Source organism: Nostoc sp. (assembly GCF_036917235.1).
Classification (GTDB): domain Bacteria; phylum Cyanobacteriota; class Cyanobacteriia; order Cyanobacteriales; family Nostocaceae; genus Nostoc.
This window is the reverse complement of sequence record NZ_JBALDU010000114.1, coordinates 113744-135271: the sequence shown is the minus strand read 5'-3', so window position 1 is coordinate 135271 and position 21528 is coordinate 113744. Positions and strand designations below refer to the sequence as shown.

Below are 21528 nucleotides of genomic sequence, written 5' to 3'. Positions count from 1 at the left end.
CCTCTTTATAAAATGATTTAATACTCTTACTTAAAGACAAGTAAAACTATAAAAAATTTTTATTACTCTTCAATAGCTGCTGGAACCGCTGGAACTTCCTCTTCAGTTTCCGTTGCTGCTGGAATTTCTTCTTCAGTTTCCGTCGCTGCTGGAATCTCTGCTTCAATTTCCGCAACTACTGGAATATCTTCTTCAAGTTCTGCTGCTGGTGGAATATCTTCTTCAAGTTCCGTTGCTGGTGGAATATCTTCTTCAAGTTCCGTTGCTGGTGGAATATCTTCGTCTGCAATCACTTCCGCAGGTGCAGCCGCAGCAGTAGCACCTTGCTGCTTGGCTAATAGCTGTTCGCGATACTTAGCAGCCATTTCTTCTGCTTTATCGTAGACCAAATCCCGGTTTTTAATCATGTCGCCGGGTTCGGGTTCTAGCTGCTTGGTAGATAGGGAAATGCGACCCCTTTCTGCATCCAAGTCAATGATCATAACTTTCACTTCATCATTGACATTGAACACGCTATGAGGCGTATCAATATGTTCGTGAGAAATCTCAGAAATATGCAGTAGACCACTGACGCCGCCAATGTCGATGAAAGCACCGTAGGGTTTGATACCACGAACAGTACCAATTACTACTTCGCCGACTTCTAGGCGGTTCATCTTGCGCTCAACCAGCGCTCGACGGTGAGATAGAACGAGACGATTACGTTCTTCGTCTACTTCTAGGAATTTCAACGGCAGATCCTCGCCGACCAATTCTTCTTTAGGCTTGCGGGTACTGATGTGAGAACCTGGGATAAAGCCACGTAATCCTTCAATTCGTACTAATGCTCCACCGCGATTGGTTGCAAATACGCCAGAACGGACAGTAGCATCTTCTGCTTGCAACTGCCGCACGCGTTCCCAAGCCCGCATATATTCAATACGGCGAATAGAAAGGGTTAATTGACCATCTTCGTTTTCATCGGTAAGGATGAAAAATTCCCGCGTTTCGTTTGACTGTAATACTTCTTCCGGGCTATCGACCCGGTTAATAGACATTTCTTGTATGGGAATATATGCTGCGGTTTTAGCACCAATGTCAATCAGAGCGCCGCGCGGCTCTATACTGAAAACTGTTCCTGGGACAACATCGCCAGGGCTAAAATGATAATCGTATTTGTCAAGTAGAGCAGCGAAATCTTCGTGAGTGAATCCAATTTCTGTAGCGGTTAAATTCTGATTGACCATGCTGATTTGTTCCTGGTTCTAGTCTCCGTAAAGGTGGTGCGACAGGCGCGATGCGTTATGTAAGCACTACTATGGCAGTTTACATAAAACATCCTTTTTCATCCTAGCGCAGAAAAGCTAGCATTAACACATATCTACTCCCAAGATTGGAAATTATATCACAATATAAAAATGATTTGTCATTTACTTAGTAGTGAAAACCAACAAAGGACGAACACAATAATATCCGTTGCCACCATACTTAGTAGCAACGGATATTAAGATTAAATCCGCTTAAAAGTCTGTGGATAGGATCTACTTATCTTTTGGTTTCTCAAAGCGAGGGGGTTCGCGAAATGCGATCGCAAAGAAGAGAGTACCTATACACAGAGTAAAAATCAAGATGTACGCAACGCTTTCCATTATTACGATTTCCTCTTTATCCAGCCAGTAGTTAAAGTTTTTAATGCTGAGTCACCTGAGTGCTGAGTCAGAGCCTTAACTCAGAATTCAGCACTCAAAACTCAGCACTGAAATTAAAGGGCTTCCTTCCGGCGAGTTGACTTGTCACCCACTTTCTGGAACAGACCCCACTCAACTTGCTCTTCAAGATCGGCGTCAACACCAGCAAATACGTCTCGGTAGATTGTCCGAGCGCCATGCCAGAGATGACCAAAGAAGAACAGCAGAGCAAATACGGCGTGTCCAAAGGTAAACCAACCTCTAGGACTGGTGCGGAATACACCATCAGAGTTCAAGGTTTCCCGGTCAAATTCAAAGATTTCACCGCCTTGAGCCTTACGGGCATACTTCTTCACATCAGCTGGCTCTGTAAAGGTCTGACCATTCAGATTGCCACCGTAAAAACTAACGGTGACACCAGACTGCTCGAAGCTATATTTAGATTCTGCCCGACGGAAGGGAATGTCAGCGCGGACAATTCCATCTGCATCAGTCAAAATCACTGGGAAGGTTTCAAAGAAGTTGGGGAGACGACGCACGTTCAATTCGCGTCCTTCAGAATCTTTGAATACGGCGTGACCTTGCCAAGATTGGGCAATGCCATCACCCTTCACCATTGGCCCTGTACGGAATAGACCGCCTTTAGCGGGGCTATTACCGACGTAATCGTAGAAAGCCAATTTTTCAGGAATCTGCGACCAAGCTTGCTCAAGGCTTGCACCTTGGGCAACATTTGTTTGGACGCGGCGCTGAATTTCTTGACGGAAGTAGTTCTGATCCCATTGATAGCGGGTAGGACCAAACAATTCGATGGGTGTGGCGGCGTTACCGTACCACATAGTACCAGCAACCACGAAAGCAGCGAAGAAGACTGCTGCAATACTGCTAGAAAGTACTGTTTCAATGTTCCCCATCCGCAAGGCTTTGTAGAGCCGTTCGGGGGGTCTAACTGTCAGGTGGAATAAGCCTGCAATAATACCAACAACACCAGCGGCAATGTGGTGAGCCGCAATGCCACCAGGGTTATAGGGGTTAAAGCCATCTGGCCCCCATTCTGGTGCTACTGCCTGTGCTGCGCCAGTTATACCATAGGCGTCAGAAACCCATATCCCCGGCCCAAATAGTCCGGTGACATGAAAAGCACCAAATCCAAAACAAAGTAGACCAGATAAGAACAGGTGAATGCCAAACATTTTTGGCAAATCTAGGGCGGGTTCACCAGTGCGGGGATCTCTAAAAAGTTCCAAATCCCAGTAAACCCAGTGCCATACGGCGGCTAGAAATAGCAGACCGGAAAGAACAATATGAGCAGCAGCAACGCCTTCAAATGACCAGAAGCCAGGATCGCTTGATGGACCACCAGTAACGTTCCAACCACCCCAAGATTGAGTAACGCCCAAACGTGACATGAACGGCAAGACGAACATCCCTTGACGCCACATCGGGTTGAGAACTGCATCGCTAGGGTCAAAAACAGCTAGTTCGTAGAGTGCCATCGAACCAGCCCAGCCTGCTACTAAGGCTGTGTGCATTAGGTGTACAGAAATCAGTCGCCCTGGATCATTCAGAACGACTGTATGTACTCGGTACCAGGGTAGTCCCATCGACTACGCTCCTCCTCGATGAGTTAGTTTACAAAGCAATTTTCTTACTGAGGTTATGAGAGACGAAAATCGCCACTCATAAAACTCTCTCTTGTTTTTTGTTATTGCCAGAGCCAGAGTACTACCACAGCTTAGTCTTAATAAGTCATACACCGTGGGTGCTTTGGCAATGCTTACTCGCTTCGGGAGGTTTACCTATGTAGGGTAGCCATCGCCAAGCAAAAATGAGAATGTTTTAAAAAGTGTAACTATTGATGGAATTGTTTGCAAGCGTGTAAATTGATGCGATCGCGTAGCATCTCCAAGTTTTTTCGCTACCAATACTCGTCGGGGATTAAATTTGCTTATCTTTTCTTTACGAGGATTGGGGAGAAGGGGAGGCAGGGGAGCAGGGGAGCAGGGCAGAAGAGAAGTTGTAATAAGTTTTATCCCCTCTGCTCCCCATGCCCACTATCTACTGAACCACCAAGTGGATATTTTGCAGTTGACACTTCGCCTCGGCTGTACCCAGGCGTTCGATTACCTGTTCGGCGCTCATCAGACGCTTGAGTACTACTTGACCGATGGTCTGACTACCAATTACTGGTGTTGTTGGCTTCACTTCCACGGTTAAAACGGCTTCTTCAACTCGATAAAGCCAGAGCAATTCATTTTCTTCGACTAAACAAATATTCATTCGCTGAATATCTGGTTGGCGTCGCCATGCAGTTATTTGCCAGAGTCCATCAGATGCCCAAACTCTTGCAACTGCCCATCCCTCAGATAGAAAGAAATACTTCACGGTCTTAGTCTCACTATTTCGACTTTCAATCTGCTGTTAACAATATCGCGATCGCTTTAGTCGCTGATGTTCAAACACTCTTCTTTTTGACAATACAGCCAATCTTGATGATAAACCGCTCTATCGGTGTCTGTTCCCAAGCAGCAACAGGTAAAATCTCAACTTACACTACTTGAGCTAAGGTCAAACTTTAACAAGACTTATTTTCCTAGTAACTATGAATTTAAGACAAATTTAACCAATGTTGAAAATTTTAATTAAATAAAAACTTTTTAATATTTAACAAATCTTAATCTTAAAATTCTGTATTTTATCAATGATTTTTTGTAACCAAATAGTGTAAGTGCGTAGGCATCACACGGTAGCAATAAACTTAATTATGAAGTTGAGTATCTGCCACAAATTTTTGATTTAGATGTCTACGGAGTGTTCCATCGAAACAAGAGCCACTATAAATTGTGAAGATTCAGCATAAGAGTCACAAATGTAGTAAAATTGCTGACCGCTGATATCAAATATATTATTGCTATGACCTGGTTTTCCTTGTTCGTGAAACAGTGGGATCGGATTACACAATTCCTATCTTTGTTCTGTTTATGTTTATTTTTGGTTGTTAGTTGCGCTCCTCGTCCACAGCCAACTACGCCGCCATCTGGTTCTGTAAATACCCCTACAGGTGATGGTCGGATTACTATCGGTACAACAGCCAAGCCAAGAACCCTCGATCCGGCTGATGCTTATGAGTTAGCATCTTTAGGTTTGGTGTTTAATATGAGCGATCGCCTCTATAATTACGAACCAGGAAGCACTGAAATTAAACCCCAATTAGCTACAGCATTACCCAAAGTCAGTCCAGACGGCTTAACTTATACCATCTCCTTACGTCAGGGAGTCGTTTTTCATGATGGGACTCCCTTTAACGCTCAAGCAATGGCCTTTACCATCAACCGCTTTATTCAAAATAAAGGAAAACCCTCATTCTTACTAGCTGATATAGTAGATTCTATAAAATCTACAAATGAGTATGAGTTAACCATCAAGTTGAAAAAGCCCTTTGCAGCTTTTCCCTCACTGTTGGCATTTCCTGGAATTTGTGCAGTTTCACCAAAAGCTTACGAACTCGGTGCTGGTAAATTCAAGCCAAATATTTTTGTGGGAACTGGCCCTTACAAATTAGGACAGTATGGTACTGATTCTATCCGATTTGATGTGTTTGATAAATATTGGGGAGAAAAACCAGGTAACAAGGGTGTTAATCTCCAAATTCAAACTAGTCCAGTGAATTTGTTTAATGCTTTCCGTACAGGCGCGGTGGATGTAGCTTATCTGTCGCTGCAACCAGATCAAAATCGCAGTTTAGAAGAAGGTGGTAAAAAAGGGGATTGGCAAGCGATCGCAGCTGAAGGTAGTGTAGTAAGTTATCTGGTATTAAACCGGAATCAAAAGCCTTTAGATAAATTAGAGGTAAGACAAGCCATCGCATCCATAATTGACCGTCCACTTTTAAATGAGCGAGTCTTACTTGGTCAAGCAGATCCGCTTTATAGCATGATTCCCACGACGTTTAAAGTTTCTGTGCCATTATTCAAAGATAAATATGGCGATGCTAACTTCGATCAAGCTAAAAAATTATTAACTACTGCTGGCTTCTCCAAAGAAAATCCTGCAAAAGTGCAAGTTTGGTATCCTTCTAGTTCACCTACTCGTAGTTTGGCAGCACAGACACTCAAATCTCTTGTCGATGTCAAAATGGATGGAATACTGCAATTTGAAGTCACCCCCGCCGAAGGGCCAGCCTTCTTCAAAGACATTGCTAAGGGTTTGTATCCAGCAGCTTTACTAGATTGGTATCCAGATTTTTTAGATCCAGATAATTACGTCCAGCCATTTTTGGCTTGTGACAAAGGTTCTGTGGCTAAAGGATGCGAAGATGGAGGCAGTCAAACTCAGGGTTCGTTCTACTATAACGAAGCCATCAATAAACTGATCGATCAGCAACGCAAAGAACAAAACCCCGAAGCCCGTCAGAAAATTTTTACAGAAATTCAAACGCAAGTAACGACTGATGTACCTTACGTTCCCTTATGGCAAAACAAAGACTATGTATTTGCCCAAAAAGGTGTTAGTAGTGTAAAACTTAACCCTACCCAAATTTTGGTTTACCAGACACTTAAAAAGTAGTCATTAGTCATTGGTCATTGGTCAACAATTATGACCAATGACTATTAATAAAAAGTTCTTGTTCAATATATATCTAGTTAATAGTTAAGACATTTCCCAAAAGTGAATTTGAAATTTTGAATTGCTTATGTCTCGTTCTAAAGCTTTACAATATTACATAGTCTCCCGTTTGCTTCTCGCACCACTTCAGCTATTAACTATCATTACCATTGTGTTTCTCTTACTAAGAGCCACACCAGGAGATCCAGCAGATGCAATTCTTGGTGGACGTGCGCCAGAAGCAGCTAAAGAAGAATTGCGAAAACAACTTGGTTTAAACTTTCCCCTGTGGCTACAGTACCTAAATTATTTGGGAAGCATACTGCGCTTTGACTTGGGAACCTCTTTAATGAGTCGCGGACAAAATGTTTGGGACATAATTGGGCAATATTTCCCGGCCACGGTGGAGTTAGCAGTATGTAGTATGGCGGTTGCACTCATCGTCGGAATCGCGGTTGGGACTCTTTCGGCTTCTCGTCCTGGGACATATTTTGATGTCGGTGGGCGCTTATTTGGGATCATCACCTACGCACTCCCCATGTTCTGGGCGGGAATGCTTTTACAGTTGATTTTCTCAGTGCAATTGGGTTGGTTTCCTAATTCCAATCGCTTTCCGCCCAATCTGCCGGCTCCTGCTACTGTCACTGGATTGTACACAATTGATAGCTTACTCGGTGGAAATTTCACCCAGTTTTTCACATCTTTACACCATCTTGCCCTACCGAGTCTCACACTAGGAATTTTGCTCAGTGGAATTTTTGAGCGAATTGTGCGAGTGAATTTAAAGCAAACCTTGCAAGCAGATTATGTAGAAGCCGCTAGAGCTAGAGGTATTGCTGAAAATAAGATTTTAGCCTCTCACGCCTTAAAGAATGCCCTAATCCCAGTAATTACAGTCTTAGGATTAACCTTCGCGTCTCTGTTGGGTGGAGCGATTTTGACAGAAGTAACATTTTCTTGGCCTGGGTTAGCTAATCGATTGTATCAAGCGATCGCAGATCGCGATTATCCCACAGTCCAGGGAGTGCTAGTCTTTTTTGGTGCGATCGTTGTGAGTGCCAGCATTTTAATTGATATTTTAAATGCTTATGTAGATCCGCGAATTCGGTATTAAGCTGTTGGACATTTTGAGAGAATCGAACCACTCAAAACCATAAAATCCCATGTCTACTATCAGTAAGCCACCATTAGGTAAACGTTCTAACAGAGCTTGCCACCAACGAGTCTCATTAATTTTGGCATCAGCTTTTCTTAACTTGACACCAATGGCATCCTGCCCACCCCACAATATTGGATAATTTATTTCTTGGAGTTTCCTTATTTACTCATTGCCGCTAAATTCACCACACATTCAGGAAATTGGCGTTTTAATGCTGGAAACACCGGGCAAGGCGCTTGTTCTTGTAAATTGTCCGGTTTACTCCAAGTAAAGGGGGCTTTCTGCGCCGCAGACATCCACAGCAGAAGCTTTGCTCGTGTCATGGCAACATAGAGTAAACGATACTCTTCAGATGTTTTCAAATTCTTTGCCACCTCCCATGCCTGACTAACATCCGGTATGATAGATTCTTCGTGAAGAGTCGCGCGAATTTGGGCGCGGGCTACTTCTGATAAGGTAAAGTCGCCTAAAAATTGGCTTTGGGGAGGAACCCAAAATCTGCCAGGAATCAAGTTTTCGTGGAGAAAAGGAAGAAACACATAGTCCCAATCTAGCCCTTTAGCTTTGTGCATGGTGATAATCGTCAGTTGACCACGACGGGTATAACGTTCTTCCGAATCCTCGGTTTCCACTGGTTCAAACCGTTCGGAACTAACTATTTCACTTAAAGCTGAAAGCATTCCCCCCATCGAACTATTGCCAGCTATCTGCTGGTTTACCCGTTCTGCAAGTTTATCAGCTGTTGCTAATTCTGCCTGGTCATAATTTAAGGTCAAGGCAAGAAAGGAAATTAGCTGGTAAAGAGGCAATTCCAAACGAGCGCGAAGTAAATTGCGACACAAGCGGGCAGCTTTTTGTACTGTTTCTGGCTGAGGTGCTGCTAGGGGGCCAGGATACAAAAACTCTTCTGGTAGACTAGCTAGGGCGTTGAGGTCTTGGGTAGGAATTAATTGGCGCTGGACTAATGCTTCTAGGGCGGCTTTGAGGTAATCGGGGGAGTGGGGACGATCGCAAAATTGCAATAATGCCAAAATTTCTTGAGGGACATGGGAACGGCGATCGCGTTCTCCCACATCGTAAAGTGTAATTTTATGCTCTTTGCACACAGGTGTCAGAGCTTCTGCTAACCATCGTCCTTGGCGATTTTCTCGGACTAAAATCGCTGCACTATTTTTTGTTGGATCTTCACCAAATAACTCAATCACCCTTTGAGATAACAATTCAACAGTGTGATGAATATCGCGCGGTGTATAAAGCTCTAATCCTTGTCCTACGGGTGCGGGGTTGGCATTAGCTTGCGGATCGCCAACTTCCACAGGGCGAATTGTCTGTAAGCGAAATGGTACTTGTCGGTTGTCAGGAATTTGTTGTTTGTTGTTAGTTTTGGTTGTTGCTAACCATTGATTATTGATCCATTTGAGAGCAAAGTTAGCGGCTTTAATGATAATTCTAGTACTGCGACCAGCTCGATCCATCGTTGCCAATCGTTCGATGCGATCGCACTCTTCGCAAAATTGTCGGAAATAAATCGGATCGGCTGGAGTAAAGGTAGAGTTAATCGCCTGGTTAGGGTCGCCAACTCGGACTAAATTGAGTGCTGAGTGCGTAGAGACGCGATTCATCGCGTCTGTATTCATCCCCTCATATTCCCCATTACTTGCCAAAATTTCTAATAGCTGCGTCTGAAGAGGGCTAGAATCTTGGGCTTCGTCTTCAAAGACGGCGAATATTTGGTTTTGCTCAATGTGACGGGCACTGTCGTTTTCTAAAACGCGCAGTGCGGCTAAAATCATATCGTCATAATCTATAAAGTCACGCGATCGCATCAAGTTTTGATATTGCTCGTATAATCCTGCCGCTACGCTCAAAATTGCATATTCGTCTGTGGTTTGCTTACTCCACCCCCGTAACAATTCTGGCGATATCCCAGAACTTTTTGCTTCATGAATTACTGTATTAGCTAACTCTGGTAATACTTCTGTTCGCAGCACCGATTGACGACGCAACCTTTCTGTCTCTTCTCCATCAAATTGATGACCTTCCAATAACCGCAAATATACATCTGGATTATTTGCAATCCATTGTTCTACAGCAGTTCTGATAAAACGGTGACTTTGGGTTGGTGTAATTAATATGACATTTTCTAACTGCAAACCCGACAAATCAGAATGGCGGTTGGCAATGTTCAACGCTAGACCATGTAGGGTATAGACAAAAAAGCCCGTCTGAGGTAAAGATAAATCATCTCGTAAGAATTTGCGAATCTTCGCTTTAATATTAGCAGCAGCAGAACGAGTAAAAGTAACGACTACCAACTGACGGCGGGAAGATGAACGTTCGTACTGACGTGCGATGGCGATCGCCGCCGCCGCCGCCATACCCGTAGATTTTCCTGCACCAGGAACGGCAGAAATAGCCAAAGGGCCAGATTGCCAGTCAGCCATTTGCTGTTGTCCAGGGCGTAGACTGTTGCGAATTGCGAGAATTTTCTCCCGCAGAGAAGGAACAGGCGATCGCTCAGACAATTCTGAGTCAAATAATTCTTGAACAACAGGAATAGTAAATTTAGAGTCGGACATATAAAATTTGAGATTTGAGATTTTGGATTTAATTCAAAAATCACATACATAAATAATTTTAGGTGATTATTAATCTCAAATTACTAAATTGCTGATAGTAGTCTGTCTAGTTTTATTGGATTAGTAAGTAATTTCGTAGTTAGAAGTTCCGTGATTATTTTTTAACTACTAAAGTGCTTACTACAAACCCTGAAAAAAACTTTGTAAATATTCGATTACAGTAATTCCTCAGGGAAAACATTTTCCAAAAGTCTGAAGTAAACGTAACGATCCTCGAACGCGGATCTTCCTCCTGATTAGCGCCCAAACAATATTCTGTTCCTTAGCTAGAAACTGAAGCCAGGTGTGACTGTCGGCAGAAATGTGAATATTGGCTGTTCCAATATGACTATTTTCCACCTGAATTGTCTTATCTTTAATTATGACTGTCGCCTGACATTCTTCCTTTCCAGTGAATGTGAAGTGATAAATAGCATCCAGTCCTACTGATTGATTCCTTTGAAATAACAGAGGCAACCCGGAAAGAAACCCTTGAATAGAATTAGGGCGAAGGCTGTTGCTAACTTGCTTAACTTTTTTGTGTGGAAATCTTCTCGCTACGTAGTCTTGGGCATCGGAACCTGGAACAACATAAATAGTTTCTTCTTTATCTTGTAAGGGTCGGACTACTTCTTTAACAAAGCCTTTCTTATTTCTCAAAAATTGACCAATTACATCTTCCCCTGCTGGACAAGCAGCTACACAATAAGCTGCTTTATAGTTTGCTTTGAAAGCAAGACTTTGCCACATCGACGCTGATTCCGAATCATTCATTTTTTGACGGTATTCATGGGCACTTTTACTTTCGGCAATATCTTCTACCCAATCGGTGAATCCTCCCAAAAACTCTCGATAATTGTGAGTGTAACAAGCTGAGAAGTTGAAATGTCCATCACTACCAATAGCTCCCACTGGACAAGCTACTACACATAATTTGCACTCCAGGCAGGGGTTATAGTCAATTGGTCTGTTATATTTAGTTACCTCAGCTTCGATCAAAATCGTCCCTAGTAAAATAAAGTTGCCAAATTTGGGATGAATAACGTTGCGGTGAATCCCCATGTGACCTAAACCTGCGGCTACAGCTACAGGTTTGTGGGAAACAACCCAAATTTTCCCTGGAAAGCGATCCATTTCCATTGGAAAACCCATTGCTGGATTTAAAGCTCGAATTCCTTTTTGTTCAAGGGTAGCAACAATCTCATGAGCAATTTGGTTGACTTCATCGCCTGTAGTGTGAAACTCTACGTTAGCTAGCGATCGCTCTGAACTACGAACATTCTCCCGATTCATGCGACACACAAAACTAACTAATGTCTTCGTCGGTGGAAAAGCTACCAGAATATCCTGGCGTTGAGCAGCAATCCAATTGTGTTGATATTTTTGCTCCAGCTAGTTTAATCTCCAACACTCCCACGCCAGAAGGTTTGGGAGTGTTACGCAGTTAGCTCGTCTAAAATTGAATTTATTCGTCAATCTGCCATGAATCTTTAGTTAATTCTTCATCCAGAATTTTCTTAGGACGCACGATGATAATAATTTGTCCTAATAGAGGAATTTCTGGCTCAGTTTCAAACCATTGAAAATCTAATTCACCACCATTTTCAACGACAAAATAGCTGGAGGCATCCCATTCTCGTTGGGCACGATCTATGACAACTACGACTGGCCCTGTTTGGCTTTGGGTTTGAATGGGGAAGCGATCGCTATTCGCTAAAATCACTACTGGATCTTCTGCCGCCAATAGTACTTGCCAACCTGGTAAGGGTACCCAAGCTTGTTCTCCAGAAAACTTGACCAACCGAAATGGTTCAATTTCTGTCAGTATGGGCACAGCTTGCAAGTCTTGGCGTGATAATGGCAACTCTCCTACCACGGGCAAGATTCGGGGTAACTGTTCTTCAAATTCCAGGCGGTAAAACGGTAAAATTGGCGCTGGACGCTGCGGAACAGTAGTAAAATCAGTCAGTAACTGTTCGATTTTTTGCCTTGCACCTAGCGTATGAGCAAAACGCAAACCTTTGGCGATTAGGCGCGATCGCTGTTGTAAATCTGCATTTTGGCGTGCCAGTTTCCAAACTTGGTGGGCAACAGCATCCCCAGGATGGGCAGAAAACCCTTCTGGTAAAGTGCGGTAATAAGAGAACTCTTTCAGGGCTTTGGCTATATCCCGTGCCTCATCAGCATCAACATTGTGGACGAAGATTAGTTCGGCAGCGGCGGCACGTTCTTCTTGAGTAAGTAAACGCAGCTCGTATAAAACATCGCTGCCACGTGTAGTATAGTGCGATCGCGTTTCTGCCGATACTCCAAACTTTTCCAAAGAATTGTAAACTTGAGAACCAACAACCACCTGATTTTGTTGAATCGGCTCAAATCCAGTCGCCTCAAAAATTTCTTGAGGGTTGAAACCGATTTTTAGCAACGAGGCGATCGCGGTTCCCCATTCCACCCAGTTGCCTTGTTTTTGCCTCAGTCTTCGCAGTAACTCTTGTGCTACATCGTTTGTAGGATTATCTTCGGGATTCTGAGTGTTGGGTGGTAAATCAGTCATAATCGGAGTGCAAGCTTCAACTTGAGAGGTTAATTAACACCTCATGAGCAAGTATTATTCTAATCTATACCCAGACCTACACCTCATCCACGATCAAAACTGCCATAGTTTTGCTTATTTAGTTAGTTTTTATAGCGCAACATTTTTTAATTCAGATATTTGGGCAGGCAAATTTCCTGTGTAGCGCTCATTATTAGCGTTCTAAAATATGCAAAATAACTCCGTATAAACCCTTGGCGCTCTTCGGCTATTCTCAACTAAACTTGGTATGGAATATAACAAGAGAGTGAATATTTAAAGGAAAATCTTATGGATAAACCCAATCTCGAAATTGATAAAGTCCAATCTCAAGTTATGACTCTCGAACGACCAAAAAAGCTGAAAATCTTAGTAGTTGACGATGAGCCAGATAATCTAGATTTACTTTATCGCACATTTCGACGCGACTTTAATGTTCTGAAAGCTGATAGTGGGGTGAACGCTCTACAAGTTTTGGCAACAGAAGGGGAGGTAGCCGTGATTATCTCCGATCAACGGATGCCAGAAATGAAAGGGACTGAGTTTCTCAGTAAGACTGTACCTCAGTTTCCCGATACAGTAAGAATAATTCTCACTGGATTTACTGATATAGAAGACTTGGTAGAAGCAATTAATGCTGGGCAAGTCTACAAATATATCACCAAGCCTTGGGACCCAGGGGAACTGAAGGCAGTGGTGCAAAGAGCAGCAGAAACCTACGACTTGCTTAAGCAACGTACAGAAGAATTACGCCGTGCTCATGCTCAAATGGCGCTGCTGAGTGTTTTAGTACAGGTAACTCAAGCCGCTTCTAGTTTAGAAGAAACTCTTGCTCCCATTGCTAGGGCTGTGAGTGAAACTTTTGGGGCAGACGGCTGTATTTTACAACTTACAGATGGAAATACTCTGGTTGCAACTCAAGGAACTTACAGCGATATAGGTACAATAGAAAATTGGTTATCTCAAGACCCACTAACCAGGGAAGCGATCGCCACGGGACAATTGCAACTTTCCTTAAATGTACTTAAAGACACTAAATTAGTTGATGCGATTCACTACCAAAATACTGGTGTGCAGGCACATTTAGTGATCCCAATTAGCTACCGCAATCAACTTTTGGGTGTATTGTCGCTCCAGTGGAAACAACCTTGCACCTTGCGAGAAGATGAATTGGTGCTAATTAATTTATCAGCACAACTGGTGGCGATCGCTCTGACTAGTAGTCACTCTCATTAAGGTATTGTGTAGTTGTCATTAGTCATTTGTCCTTTATCTTTGGCAAATGACGAATGACTAATGACCAATGACTTATTGACCAATGACTAACGAAATTCAGTCCATTTTTAACCGTATTGCTCCAGTTTATGACCAATTAAACGATTGGTTGAGTCTGGGACAGCATCGAATCTGGAAAGAAATGGCAGTAAAATGGAGTGCAGCTAAACCAGGAGATACTACATTAGATTTATGTTGCGGTAGTGGTGATTTAGCTTTACGTTTGGCACGGCGTATCGGGGCAACAGGACAGGTGTATGGAGTGGATTTTTCCCAAAACCTGCTAGAAAATGCTAAAGAACGCTCCCAAAAGCAGTACCCCCAACCTGCAATCAACTGGGTAGAAGCTGATGTCCTCAATTTACCCTTTGACGATAACCAATTTGATGCCGCAACAATGGGCTATGGTTTAAGAAATGTTAAAGATATTCCCCGCAGTCTCCAAGAGCTATACCGGGTTTTGAAGCCGGGAGCTAAAGCCGCAATTTTAGACTTTCATCGACCGAGTAATCCTCAGCTACGCGCTTTTCAACAGTTGTATCTGGACAGTTTTGTAGTGCCAGTTGCCAGTTATTTAGGCTTAAAAGAAGAATATGCTTACATCAGTCCCAGCTTAGATCGCTTTCCCATTGGCAAAGAGCAAATAGAGTTAGCTCATCAAGTTGGTTTTGCAGTTGCCACACACTACCCCATTGCGAACGGTATGATGGGAGTGCTAGTGCTTAGTAAGTTAGGAGTTATTAGTTAAAAGTTATGACTTATGAGTAGTGATAAATTCTCATTTAAAATTTATCATTCCTAACTCCTAACTCCTAACTCCTAACTCCTAACTCCTAACTCTAAGCTCTAACCTCCTAACTTTTTAAATTCTTCCCTTGGACTGGTCTCATCTTTGGCTTTATGTGTCTCCCCCGGTACTGGGTGGAATTATTGGCTATTTCACAAATGATATAGCTATCAAAATGTTGTTCCGTCCTTACCGAGCAATTTATATCGCTGGACGAAAAGTACCCTTTACCCCTGGATTGATCCCCCGCAATCAGGAACGTCTGGCTAAGAATATTTCTAATACAATCATGGGGTCACTATTGACACCACAAGAATTGCAAAATCTGGCACGGCGTTTATTGCAAACAGAACGCGTGCAATCAGCAATTCTCTGGTTGTTGCGGTTGGCAATTGAACAAATCAAAACAGATAAAAACGAGAAAAGTGCCAAAATTGTAGCTGGAATTTTGCGGGATTTACTAGGGGAATCTTTGCCACGATTGCTCAAGGTTTTAGCGCGGCGTGAAGATTTTTTGGAAGCGCAGATCAATCAAATTTTTGACCAGATATTGTTGGAATTTCAACTGAGTGAAGAACAAGCTACGCGGCTTGCTGATTGGTTGTTGCAAATAGTTTTACCGCCGGATCTGCTCCGCCAAACGATAGTTGATTTTTTGACCGATCGCACCATTCAAATTATCGATGAAGGCTTCCGCGAAAAAACCAGTGGGACTTATTGGGTAGTAGCAAATTTGTTTGGCTTACGTAATACTCTTACACGCCTACGAACTTTTTGTTTGGATGAAAAGGAGGCTGCTAATAATCGCTTGCAGGAATTGACTCAAGATTTGCAGATCCGCGATCGCATTCGGAAATTACTGCAAAATTTATCATTACAAAACTTGCCAATGGGTACGGTTCGTCAACTCCGAAAAACCACCCGCGAAAGTGTCCGTCATTACCTGCAAAATAGTGGCAGCGATTTTTTACAAGGATTAACTGATTCTGTTGATTGGGAAAATATTGCTGTCGTGCTGCTGAATCGTGTTAGTGCTTCACCAGTTGTCAGTACTTCTTTAGAAGTAATGAGTCAAGAGTTGGCTCTAATTTTAGAGAAGTATTTGGAAAAAGATTTAGAAGCAATTGTGGCACAGGCGATTCCAATTTTATCGATAGATGAAGTGATCGTTGACCGGGTAAAATCAACTTCACCTGCTGATTTGGAAGCTGCCATTGAAGGAATTGTCAAAAATGAATTGCAGGCAATTGTGACTTTAGGTGGTGTTTTAGGTTTTGTTATCGGGTTATTGCAGACGGTATTTTTAATATTAAGTCAATATTAATTTTTTCTTTGTAACTGTAAATTTTTGTCAAATTATAGTTGCAATTTGGCCAGATTATGAAATGAGGGGAATTGAGCGATGTCTACGATGGTCACTGAGCTTGTCGTACCCCTCCGGGGAAGCAAGCTACGCGGAGCGTCTCGTAGAGAAGTGCGGGCTACGCCTACGCCTTTTGAAAAGGGATGTGAGTAAAAAGCGATCGCCTAACTCAATATCTGTGCTAAATTCAGCACAAATCCTGGTAATACATCTTCTCCTGATAAGCTAGTAGGCGATCGCAGAATCTCAACATCCTCTCCTGGGCGATAAATTTCCACCTGTTGGTTTTGCGGATCAATCAACCATCCTAAACGCACACCGTTATCAATGTACTCCTGCATTTTTTGTTGCACAGTTTTTAAGCTGTCTGAAGCAGAGCGTAATTCTACCGCAAAATCTGGAGCGAGTGATAGGAATTTGTCGGGGTCTGGATTCAGAGCTTCTAATCGCTTGCGGCTTACCCAGGATGCATCTGGAGAGCGATTTGCACCATTGGGAAGTTTAAAACCCGTTGAGGAATCAAAAGCCAAACCTGTGCCATCAGCGTCAGCCCAATTACCTAAGCGCTGTGTCAGTCTACTATTTCGATTTCCGCTTTCCCATCCAGTTGGTGGCATGATAATTAATTTTCCCTCTGCCGTGCGCTCAAGTCGCAAATCTCGATTATTTTGGCACAGTTGGAAGAACTGCTCATCTGTTAACTCAATGGTGGGACTAAGGTTCAGAATCAGGGCAGTCATAGTTGCCTCTCAATCTTGCTAACTGTAGCGTAGCACTTGGTTGACATACTAGGTTGTTATTAATCTTTTAGTATTAAATTTTACATATCCTTTAAAATTATCTGAGTTAAAAGCTTATATTGTAAATCTGATTAATATTAGAGAGTATATTAAATGAAAGAAAAACAAAAAATAACTAGGTTTAACGGAATATCAAAGTGGTTATCTAACTCAGTTAGCGAATCTGAAGATAAGCGGTATACACATCGTCTGCTCAAAGAAGATAAAAGCCAACGAGATATAATTCTCAATGAATTAATATTAATTGTTCAAAAAGCCCATGAAGATGCTCGATATCGTCTTCGTAAATTAGCAGGAAATTCTCTCGCTCCATTTGGAGATTTTTCAGAAAGCGATCCAAGCGAAGGCTATCCTGAGCGTCTTCATATTCAGACACTCAAAGGTTATTTTGGAGAGATATTTGCAGGAATTATTGCTGAAAATTTTGCTCCTTTTGGGCAAGATAATTGGGAAGTTCCCGCTTTTCTCTTTCGATTCCACCCAGTAGCGTTTCAGCATTTAGAATTTCTAAAGCAAACTGGAGAAACTGCAAAGCCACAACCTGGACGTACAGGTGATGATTGTCTTGCTTTTCGGCGTAATAGTGAAGGAGTAATTATTGCTTCTTTAATTTGCGAAGCAAAATGCACAGCCAATCATGACACAAACATGATATCTGAAGCACATATAAAAGCAAATAAATCAAGTGGATATCCAGTTGACATTCCACAAATTATTGATATTTTGCAAGATTATAATGATGATTTATCTTTTAACTGGAAAAACGCTCTACAAGCTTTACAGCTAAAGATAAAGCTAAATAAAATTGATAAAAATTACGAGAGTTGTTATTTAATTAGTTATATATGTGGTCAGCATCCTGTCAAAAAGCTAACTTGGATATCTCCTAATAAAGTACACGAAAAATATACAACAGAAAGAAGACTCGAAGCAGTTGAAATTCATCTTAATGAAGTTGAAAATATTGTTACAACTGTCTATATCCAGCAGAAAGTGTTTACACTTTCAATAGATATTCCTACCCAAATAGTTCAACAACCAGATGATGCAGAGATTGTAAAAGCAAACTCTGATGTCATAGTAGAGGGTGAAGTTCTGCAAAATGAGATGACTCAACCAAGTAACGAAGTCATTGCTTTAGCGAAAGAACTACAAAATAGTCTGGCAGGCAACAGACTAACACCAGCAATTGCAAAACTTTATAGCCAACATACCATTGTTTCATCAAAGATTTATATTTGACTATTCAAGGGATGCTTTGTCCCTAAAGGCTCAATATATGCTTGTAGAGTATCTTTAAGTTTAGAAGGTTGACGAACTGGAGCGATCGCACAATAATCCGGTTTTACTGTCCAGTCGTAATGGCGAAGCAGTGTAGAAAGCACGATTTTCATTTCCATCTGGGCAAATTCCATGCCTAAACAACTGTGCGAACCATGACCAAAACCCAGTAGTGCCAAGGGATGTTTCTTATCTTCTTCACGAGGTGGTGCAAAGCGATCGGGGTCGAAGCGATCGGGATCGGTGTACAGTTCTGGTAAACGGTGAGTCAGCATCGGCGAGATAGTGACAAACCAACCAGCAGGAATGCGATAACCTCCATACTCAATATCCTTGAGGACGCCACGATTATAGGCATACACTGGCGGATAGAGCCGTTCTGCTTCTTTTAGGACGTTGGTTAACTGTGGAAGTTGTTTGAGATGGGACAGGTTAAGGGGATTATTTCCCACAACTGCTAATTGTTCTTGGCGCAGTCGCTCTCGCCACTCTGGATGATTACCTAATTCAAAGATTACCCAAGTCAGCAAAGAGGCTGTCGTTTCGTGTCCAGCAAATAGTAATAATAGTGCCTCATTGATTATCTGTGCTTCGCTCAATTTATTGCCGTCTTCATCAACAGCGGCTAAGAGTAATCCCAAAACATCTTTTGATTCTTCTAAGTTACCCTGCTCGATACGTTGGGCGATCGCTTCACGTAAGAAAGCCACTAATTTACCCCTAGCATTTTGACCGCGACCATATAAAGTAAAAGGGACATTCCATTTCAATATCGCCATACTGCTATCTAGCAGTTGTGTAAACCACTGACTGGTTTGCTCAACTTCACTCTTGTTCTGACTTCCCAAGAACAGGCGAGTCGCAACCATTAGGGTAAGCTGACGGAAACTAGAATTTAAGGAAATCGTTCCTCGCTCTCCCCAATCTTTGAGGAAGTCTTGCACAATATTTTGAATGGTATCGAAGTATGTAGCGATCGCTTTTCCGTGAAATGCTGGATACATCAAGCGACGAGTTAACCAATGTTCTTCCCCATCTTGTAATAAAATATTGTTGCCAAATGTTGATTCTAGGAAATACCACCCTATCCGCGACGACATGTGTTCCGCCTGTTCCACCAGTACCAACCGATTAGCACTAGGACCAATTAAATAAGCACGTTTACGCCCCATAACGCTCGTCTTAAAAACTGAACCATGCTGCTGGAATCGTCGCCATAAATACAACTCTGAATCCCGAAATATTTCCAAAGTCTCCCCCAAAATGGGTAAGCCATAGCTACCAGGAATTTCTTCGGCGGATTTTAGCTGCTGCATATTTAAGTACCTCTAGCAGAAATTAGCTACAGTATTTACTTAATTGTAAAGCGCAGTTAAGCTTTGTAAATACAAATTACCAATCACGGTAGAGTTTTTCTGCATAGAACATAATCTCTTCATTTGGCAATCTTATTTTCGGTTTTTGCCGAGGATACAAACTCTCAACTGCACCTGTATCTTGTTCAATGACTGTGGCTGCTGCTTGTAAAACTGAGTTTTTAAACAGAAATTTCATCAAAGGATTGACGACTTTGGCATACATCAAAATAAACGTCTTGGTAATTTTTTCTGTCTCCGGGTAGAGAATATGAATTTGAGCAATATCACCAATAGGGGTTTTAGCCAACAAAGCTGTAGTTGAAGGAAAAGCGTATTCGAGTGTGTTAGAAAGTGTTTTAGGGAAGATTCCCAAAATAGGATTTTTGAGAATTTCTCCTAGTGTGTTGTTGGCTCTCTTCAGTTCTTGTTTGACTATGGCAGAGTATCCTTTTTCTTCAAAATGACTTACATTACAAGATGTAATTTTAAATAGTTCTTTATGAGTACCATTTTGGTGATTATAGTCATAGTTAACCATCAGGTTACTCAAAAATTCACCTTCAATACTTTTTTCCCCAGTTACTCCAATGAACTCGTATTCATCGACAATTTTCTGATGCAAATCTGGGATGGGCAATCTTGGCTCAAATCCGGCATAAGCCCAGATGCAGTCATTGCTAATAATTAACTCTAATGCTTTGGTAATTGGCTGAGTTTCTTTTTTATCTCCTTGCTGTAGTCTGCCTTGCCCATCAAATTCTAGTGCATGAAAAGGGCAAGTAATAGTATCTCTTTCCTGACAAACCCAGCCACCTGATAATGGTGCTTGCATGTGCGGACAGATGTTATCAAGGGCAAACACTTCGCCTTTTTGGTTTTGCCAAATAACATAGTCCTGTCCGTTTAATGTGATTTTGTTAGGTTTATTCACTCCTAATGTAGATTTGTGCGCGATTAACCAAGGCGCACCAGGTAAAATTGCTTCCATTTTTCCTCCAAAATCTTGATAATTTTTTGAAAAGTTGCTAGATGCGTTAGCAAAAGGTAACGTAATCTTGAAACTTCAAGGTTGTAGACAAGCTGGTGTCGCCTGTTCTACATCACTCTTTTGAATGTAAATTGGGATAACTAAAGTCTTGTCTGCAATGGACCAACTAATACTACCGGGCATTTGCTCGGCTAACTTCGGCTACTGCATGGACAAGTTATGCAATTAACTAATTTTTTAGTTAGTAAATATTAATTTAATAAATTTCATCTTCTATGTCAACTACTAACCAAGTTTTTAGTTAATATATTTTCGTTATGCTGATGGAGCAATGTGGGTCGTTCAACGCAGTCAAAATTCTCATCTAAAAAGCCGCGTCAGGTGCGCGATGCAGAAGCAACGAAAAAGCAGATTCTCGATGCGGCGGAAGCGGAGTTTGCCAGAAATGGACTTCAAGGGGCGCGGACAGGGGCGATCGCTAGAGGTGCAGGTGTCACTACAGCGATGATTTACTACTACTTCCAGAGCAAGGAAGGACTATATCAAGCTGTTCTACAACGTCCGGCGGTGGAGATGCACGAAGGGTTTGGGCAGCTAAATTTGGATCGGTTCCCACCAGAGGAAGCCTTGAAGTTGCTTGTTAAAGAAGCGATCGCTTACGAAGCTGCTCATCCGCACAGAGGGATGCTTTGGTTTCAAGAAGCAAACCAAAATCAAGGAAAGTATTTCAAGCAGGCGAACTGGCAAGAAAATTTTAGCTATCTCATCAAGATTTTAGAGCGCGGGATGGCGGAAGGTTGTTTCCGTCAACTCGATCCATTTTTCACCACCCTGCATATTATTGGAGTTTGTAATTTATACTTCAACGCTTACGAAAACATCAAGCATACTAGACCCGATTTGCAACTGCTGAGTCCAGAAATGATTGAGCAGCATACTCAAGCGGCAGTTAATTTTATTTTGTCTGGTGTGCGGCGTAGTGAGAATTAAGGATTGAATATGGGAAAACTCTTTCCCAGTAAAGCGCTATGGGGTGACAAAAGTATAGTAACTAC

At 42.2% G+C, this 21528-nt stretch carries 19 protein-coding genes; 9 read left to right on the top strand and 10 right to left on the bottom strand.

The features are described from left to right. Positions 1-62 precede the first annotated feature (62 nt). The 4 genes from V7K44_RS32800 to V7K44_RS32785 all read right to left on the bottom strand — a co-directional run bounded on the left by V7K44_RS32800 (position 63) and on the right by V7K44_RS32785 (position 4052). Positions 63-1226 (bottom strand): 30S ribosomal protein S1, encoded by a 1164-nt coding sequence (locus V7K44_RS32800; RefSeq protein ID WP_334938226.1) that lies wholly within the window; start codon positions 1224-1226, stop codon positions 63-65. A gap of 294 nt (positions 1227-1520) precedes the next feature. Continuing rightward, a complete protein-coding gene (locus V7K44_RS32795) occupies positions 1521-1628 on the bottom strand; it encodes a photosystem II reaction center protein T (protein WP_084227385.1) in 108 nt (35 codons plus the stop codon). Between the two features lie 113 nt (positions 1629-1741). Next, positions 1742-3271 carry a photosystem II chlorophyll-binding protein CP47 gene (gene psbB, locus V7K44_RS32790; RefSeq protein ID WP_334938224.1) on the bottom strand — a complete coding sequence of 510 codons (1530 nt, stop codon included), beginning with the start codon at positions 3269-3271 and terminating at the stop codon, positions 1742-1744. A 454-nt stretch (positions 3272-3725) separates the two neighbouring features. Continuing rightward, entirely contained in the window at positions 3726-4052 is a 327-nt protein-coding gene (locus V7K44_RS32785) for a hypothetical protein (protein WP_289795423.1), read from the bottom strand. 528 nt (positions 4053-4580) lie between these two features. On the opposite strand from V7K44_RS32785, the gene V7K44_RS32780 reads away from it, so the two are divergent. The 3 genes from V7K44_RS32780 to V7K44_RS32770 all read left to right on the top strand — a co-directional run bounded on the left by V7K44_RS32780 (position 4581) and on the right by V7K44_RS32770 (position 7570). Continuing rightward, positions 4581-6233 (top strand): ABC transporter substrate-binding protein, encoded by a 1653-nt coding sequence (locus V7K44_RS32780; protein WP_334938223.1) that lies wholly within the window; start codon positions 4581-4583, stop codon positions 6231-6233. Between the two features lie 127 nt (positions 6234-6360). Next, positions 6361-7386: an ABC transporter permease gene (locus V7K44_RS32775; protein WP_334938221.1), complete on the top strand. Its 1026-nt coding sequence runs from the start codon at positions 6361-6363 to the stop codon at positions 7384-7386. 49 nt (positions 7387-7435) lie between these two features. Then, a complete protein-coding gene (locus V7K44_RS32770) occupies positions 7436-7570 on the top strand; it encodes a hypothetical protein (RefSeq protein WP_334938219.1) in 135 nt (44 codons plus the stop codon). A 19-nt stretch (positions 7571-7589) separates the two neighbouring features. Here V7K44_RS32770 and V7K44_RS32765 read toward each other — a convergent pair whose 3' ends face one another. Beyond that, complete coding sequence (locus tag V7K44_RS32765; RefSeq protein WP_334938217.1) at positions 7590-10010, bottom strand: ATP-dependent helicase; 2421 nt, start codon at positions 10008-10010, stop codon at positions 7590-7592. 228 nt (positions 10011-10238) lie between these two features. After that, complete coding sequence (locus V7K44_RS32760) at positions 10239-11342, bottom strand: SCP2 sterol-binding domain-containing protein (RefSeq protein WP_334938215.1); 1104 nt, start codon at positions 11340-11342, stop codon at positions 10239-10241. 20 nt (positions 11343-11362) lie between these two features. Here V7K44_RS32760 and V7K44_RS32755 point away from each other — a divergent pair, with 20 nt between their 5' ends. After that, positions 11363-11497 (top strand): hypothetical protein, encoded by a 135-nt coding sequence (locus tag V7K44_RS32755; protein WP_334938213.1) that lies wholly within the window; start codon positions 11363-11365, stop codon positions 11495-11497. Positions 11498-11514: 17 nt separating this feature from the next. Here the strand turns inward: V7K44_RS32755 and V7K44_RS32750 are convergent, their stop codons facing one another. Beyond that, a complete protein-coding gene (locus V7K44_RS32750) occupies positions 11515-12603 on the bottom strand; it encodes a RuBisCO accumulation factor 1 (RefSeq protein WP_334938211.1) in 1089 nt (362 codons plus the stop codon). A 309-nt stretch (positions 12604-12912) separates the two neighbouring features. Between V7K44_RS32750 and V7K44_RS32745 the strand changes: the two genes are divergently transcribed. The 3 genes from V7K44_RS32745 to V7K44_RS32735 all read left to right on the top strand — a co-directional run bounded on the left by V7K44_RS32745 (position 12913) and on the right by V7K44_RS32735 (position 16007). Continuing rightward, a complete protein-coding gene (locus V7K44_RS32745) occupies positions 12913-13857 on the top strand; it encodes a response regulator (protein WP_334938209.1) in 945 nt (314 codons plus the stop codon). Positions 13858-13939: 82 nt separating this feature from the next. Beyond that, positions 13940-14644 (top strand): bifunctional demethylmenaquinone methyltransferase/2-methoxy-6-polyprenyl-1,4-benzoquinol methylase UbiE, encoded by a 705-nt coding sequence (gene ubiE / locus V7K44_RS32740; protein ID WP_334938207.1) that lies wholly within the window; start codon positions 13940-13942, stop codon positions 14642-14644. A 127-nt stretch (positions 14645-14771) separates the two neighbouring features. Beyond that, positions 14772-16007: a DUF445 domain-containing protein gene (locus tag V7K44_RS32735; RefSeq protein WP_334938205.1), complete on the top strand. Its 1236-nt coding sequence runs from the start codon at positions 14772-14774 to the stop codon at positions 16005-16007. A 203-nt stretch (positions 16008-16210) separates the two neighbouring features. Here V7K44_RS32735 and V7K44_RS32730 read toward each other — a convergent pair whose 3' ends face one another. Further along, entirely contained in the window at positions 16211-16786 is a 576-nt protein-coding gene (locus tag V7K44_RS32730) for a Uma2 family endonuclease (protein ID WP_334938203.1), read from the bottom strand. A 153-nt stretch (positions 16787-16939) separates the two neighbouring features. On the opposite strand from V7K44_RS32730, the gene V7K44_RS32725 reads away from it, so the two are divergent. Next, a complete protein-coding gene (locus V7K44_RS32725; RefSeq protein WP_334938201.1) occupies positions 16940-18088 on the top strand; it encodes a hypothetical protein in 1149 nt (382 codons plus the stop codon). Here the strand turns inward: V7K44_RS32725 and V7K44_RS32720 are convergent. Together V7K44_RS32720 and V7K44_RS32715 are read right to left on the bottom strand one after the other, a co-directional pair. Then, positions 18079-19443, bottom strand: a complete 1365-nt coding sequence (locus V7K44_RS32720) for a cytochrome P450 (protein ID WP_334938200.1) — start codon at positions 19441-19443, stop codon at positions 18079-18081. The two genes, V7K44_RS32725 and V7K44_RS32720, sit on opposite strands and share 10 nt — an antisense overlap. A 76-nt stretch (positions 19444-19519) precedes the next feature. Then, positions 19520-20473 carry a Rieske 2Fe-2S domain-containing protein gene (locus V7K44_RS32715; protein ID WP_334938197.1) on the bottom strand — a complete coding sequence of 318 codons (954 nt, stop codon included), beginning with the start codon at positions 20471-20473 and terminating at the stop codon, positions 19520-19522. Positions 20474-20806: 333 nt separating this feature from the next. On the opposite strand from V7K44_RS32715, the gene V7K44_RS32710 reads away from it, so the two are divergent. Next, a complete protein-coding gene (locus V7K44_RS32710) occupies positions 20807-21463 on the top strand; it encodes a TetR/AcrR family transcriptional regulator (protein ID WP_334938195.1) in 657 nt (218 codons plus the stop codon). The last annotated feature ends 65 nt before the right edge of the window (positions 21464-21528 follow it).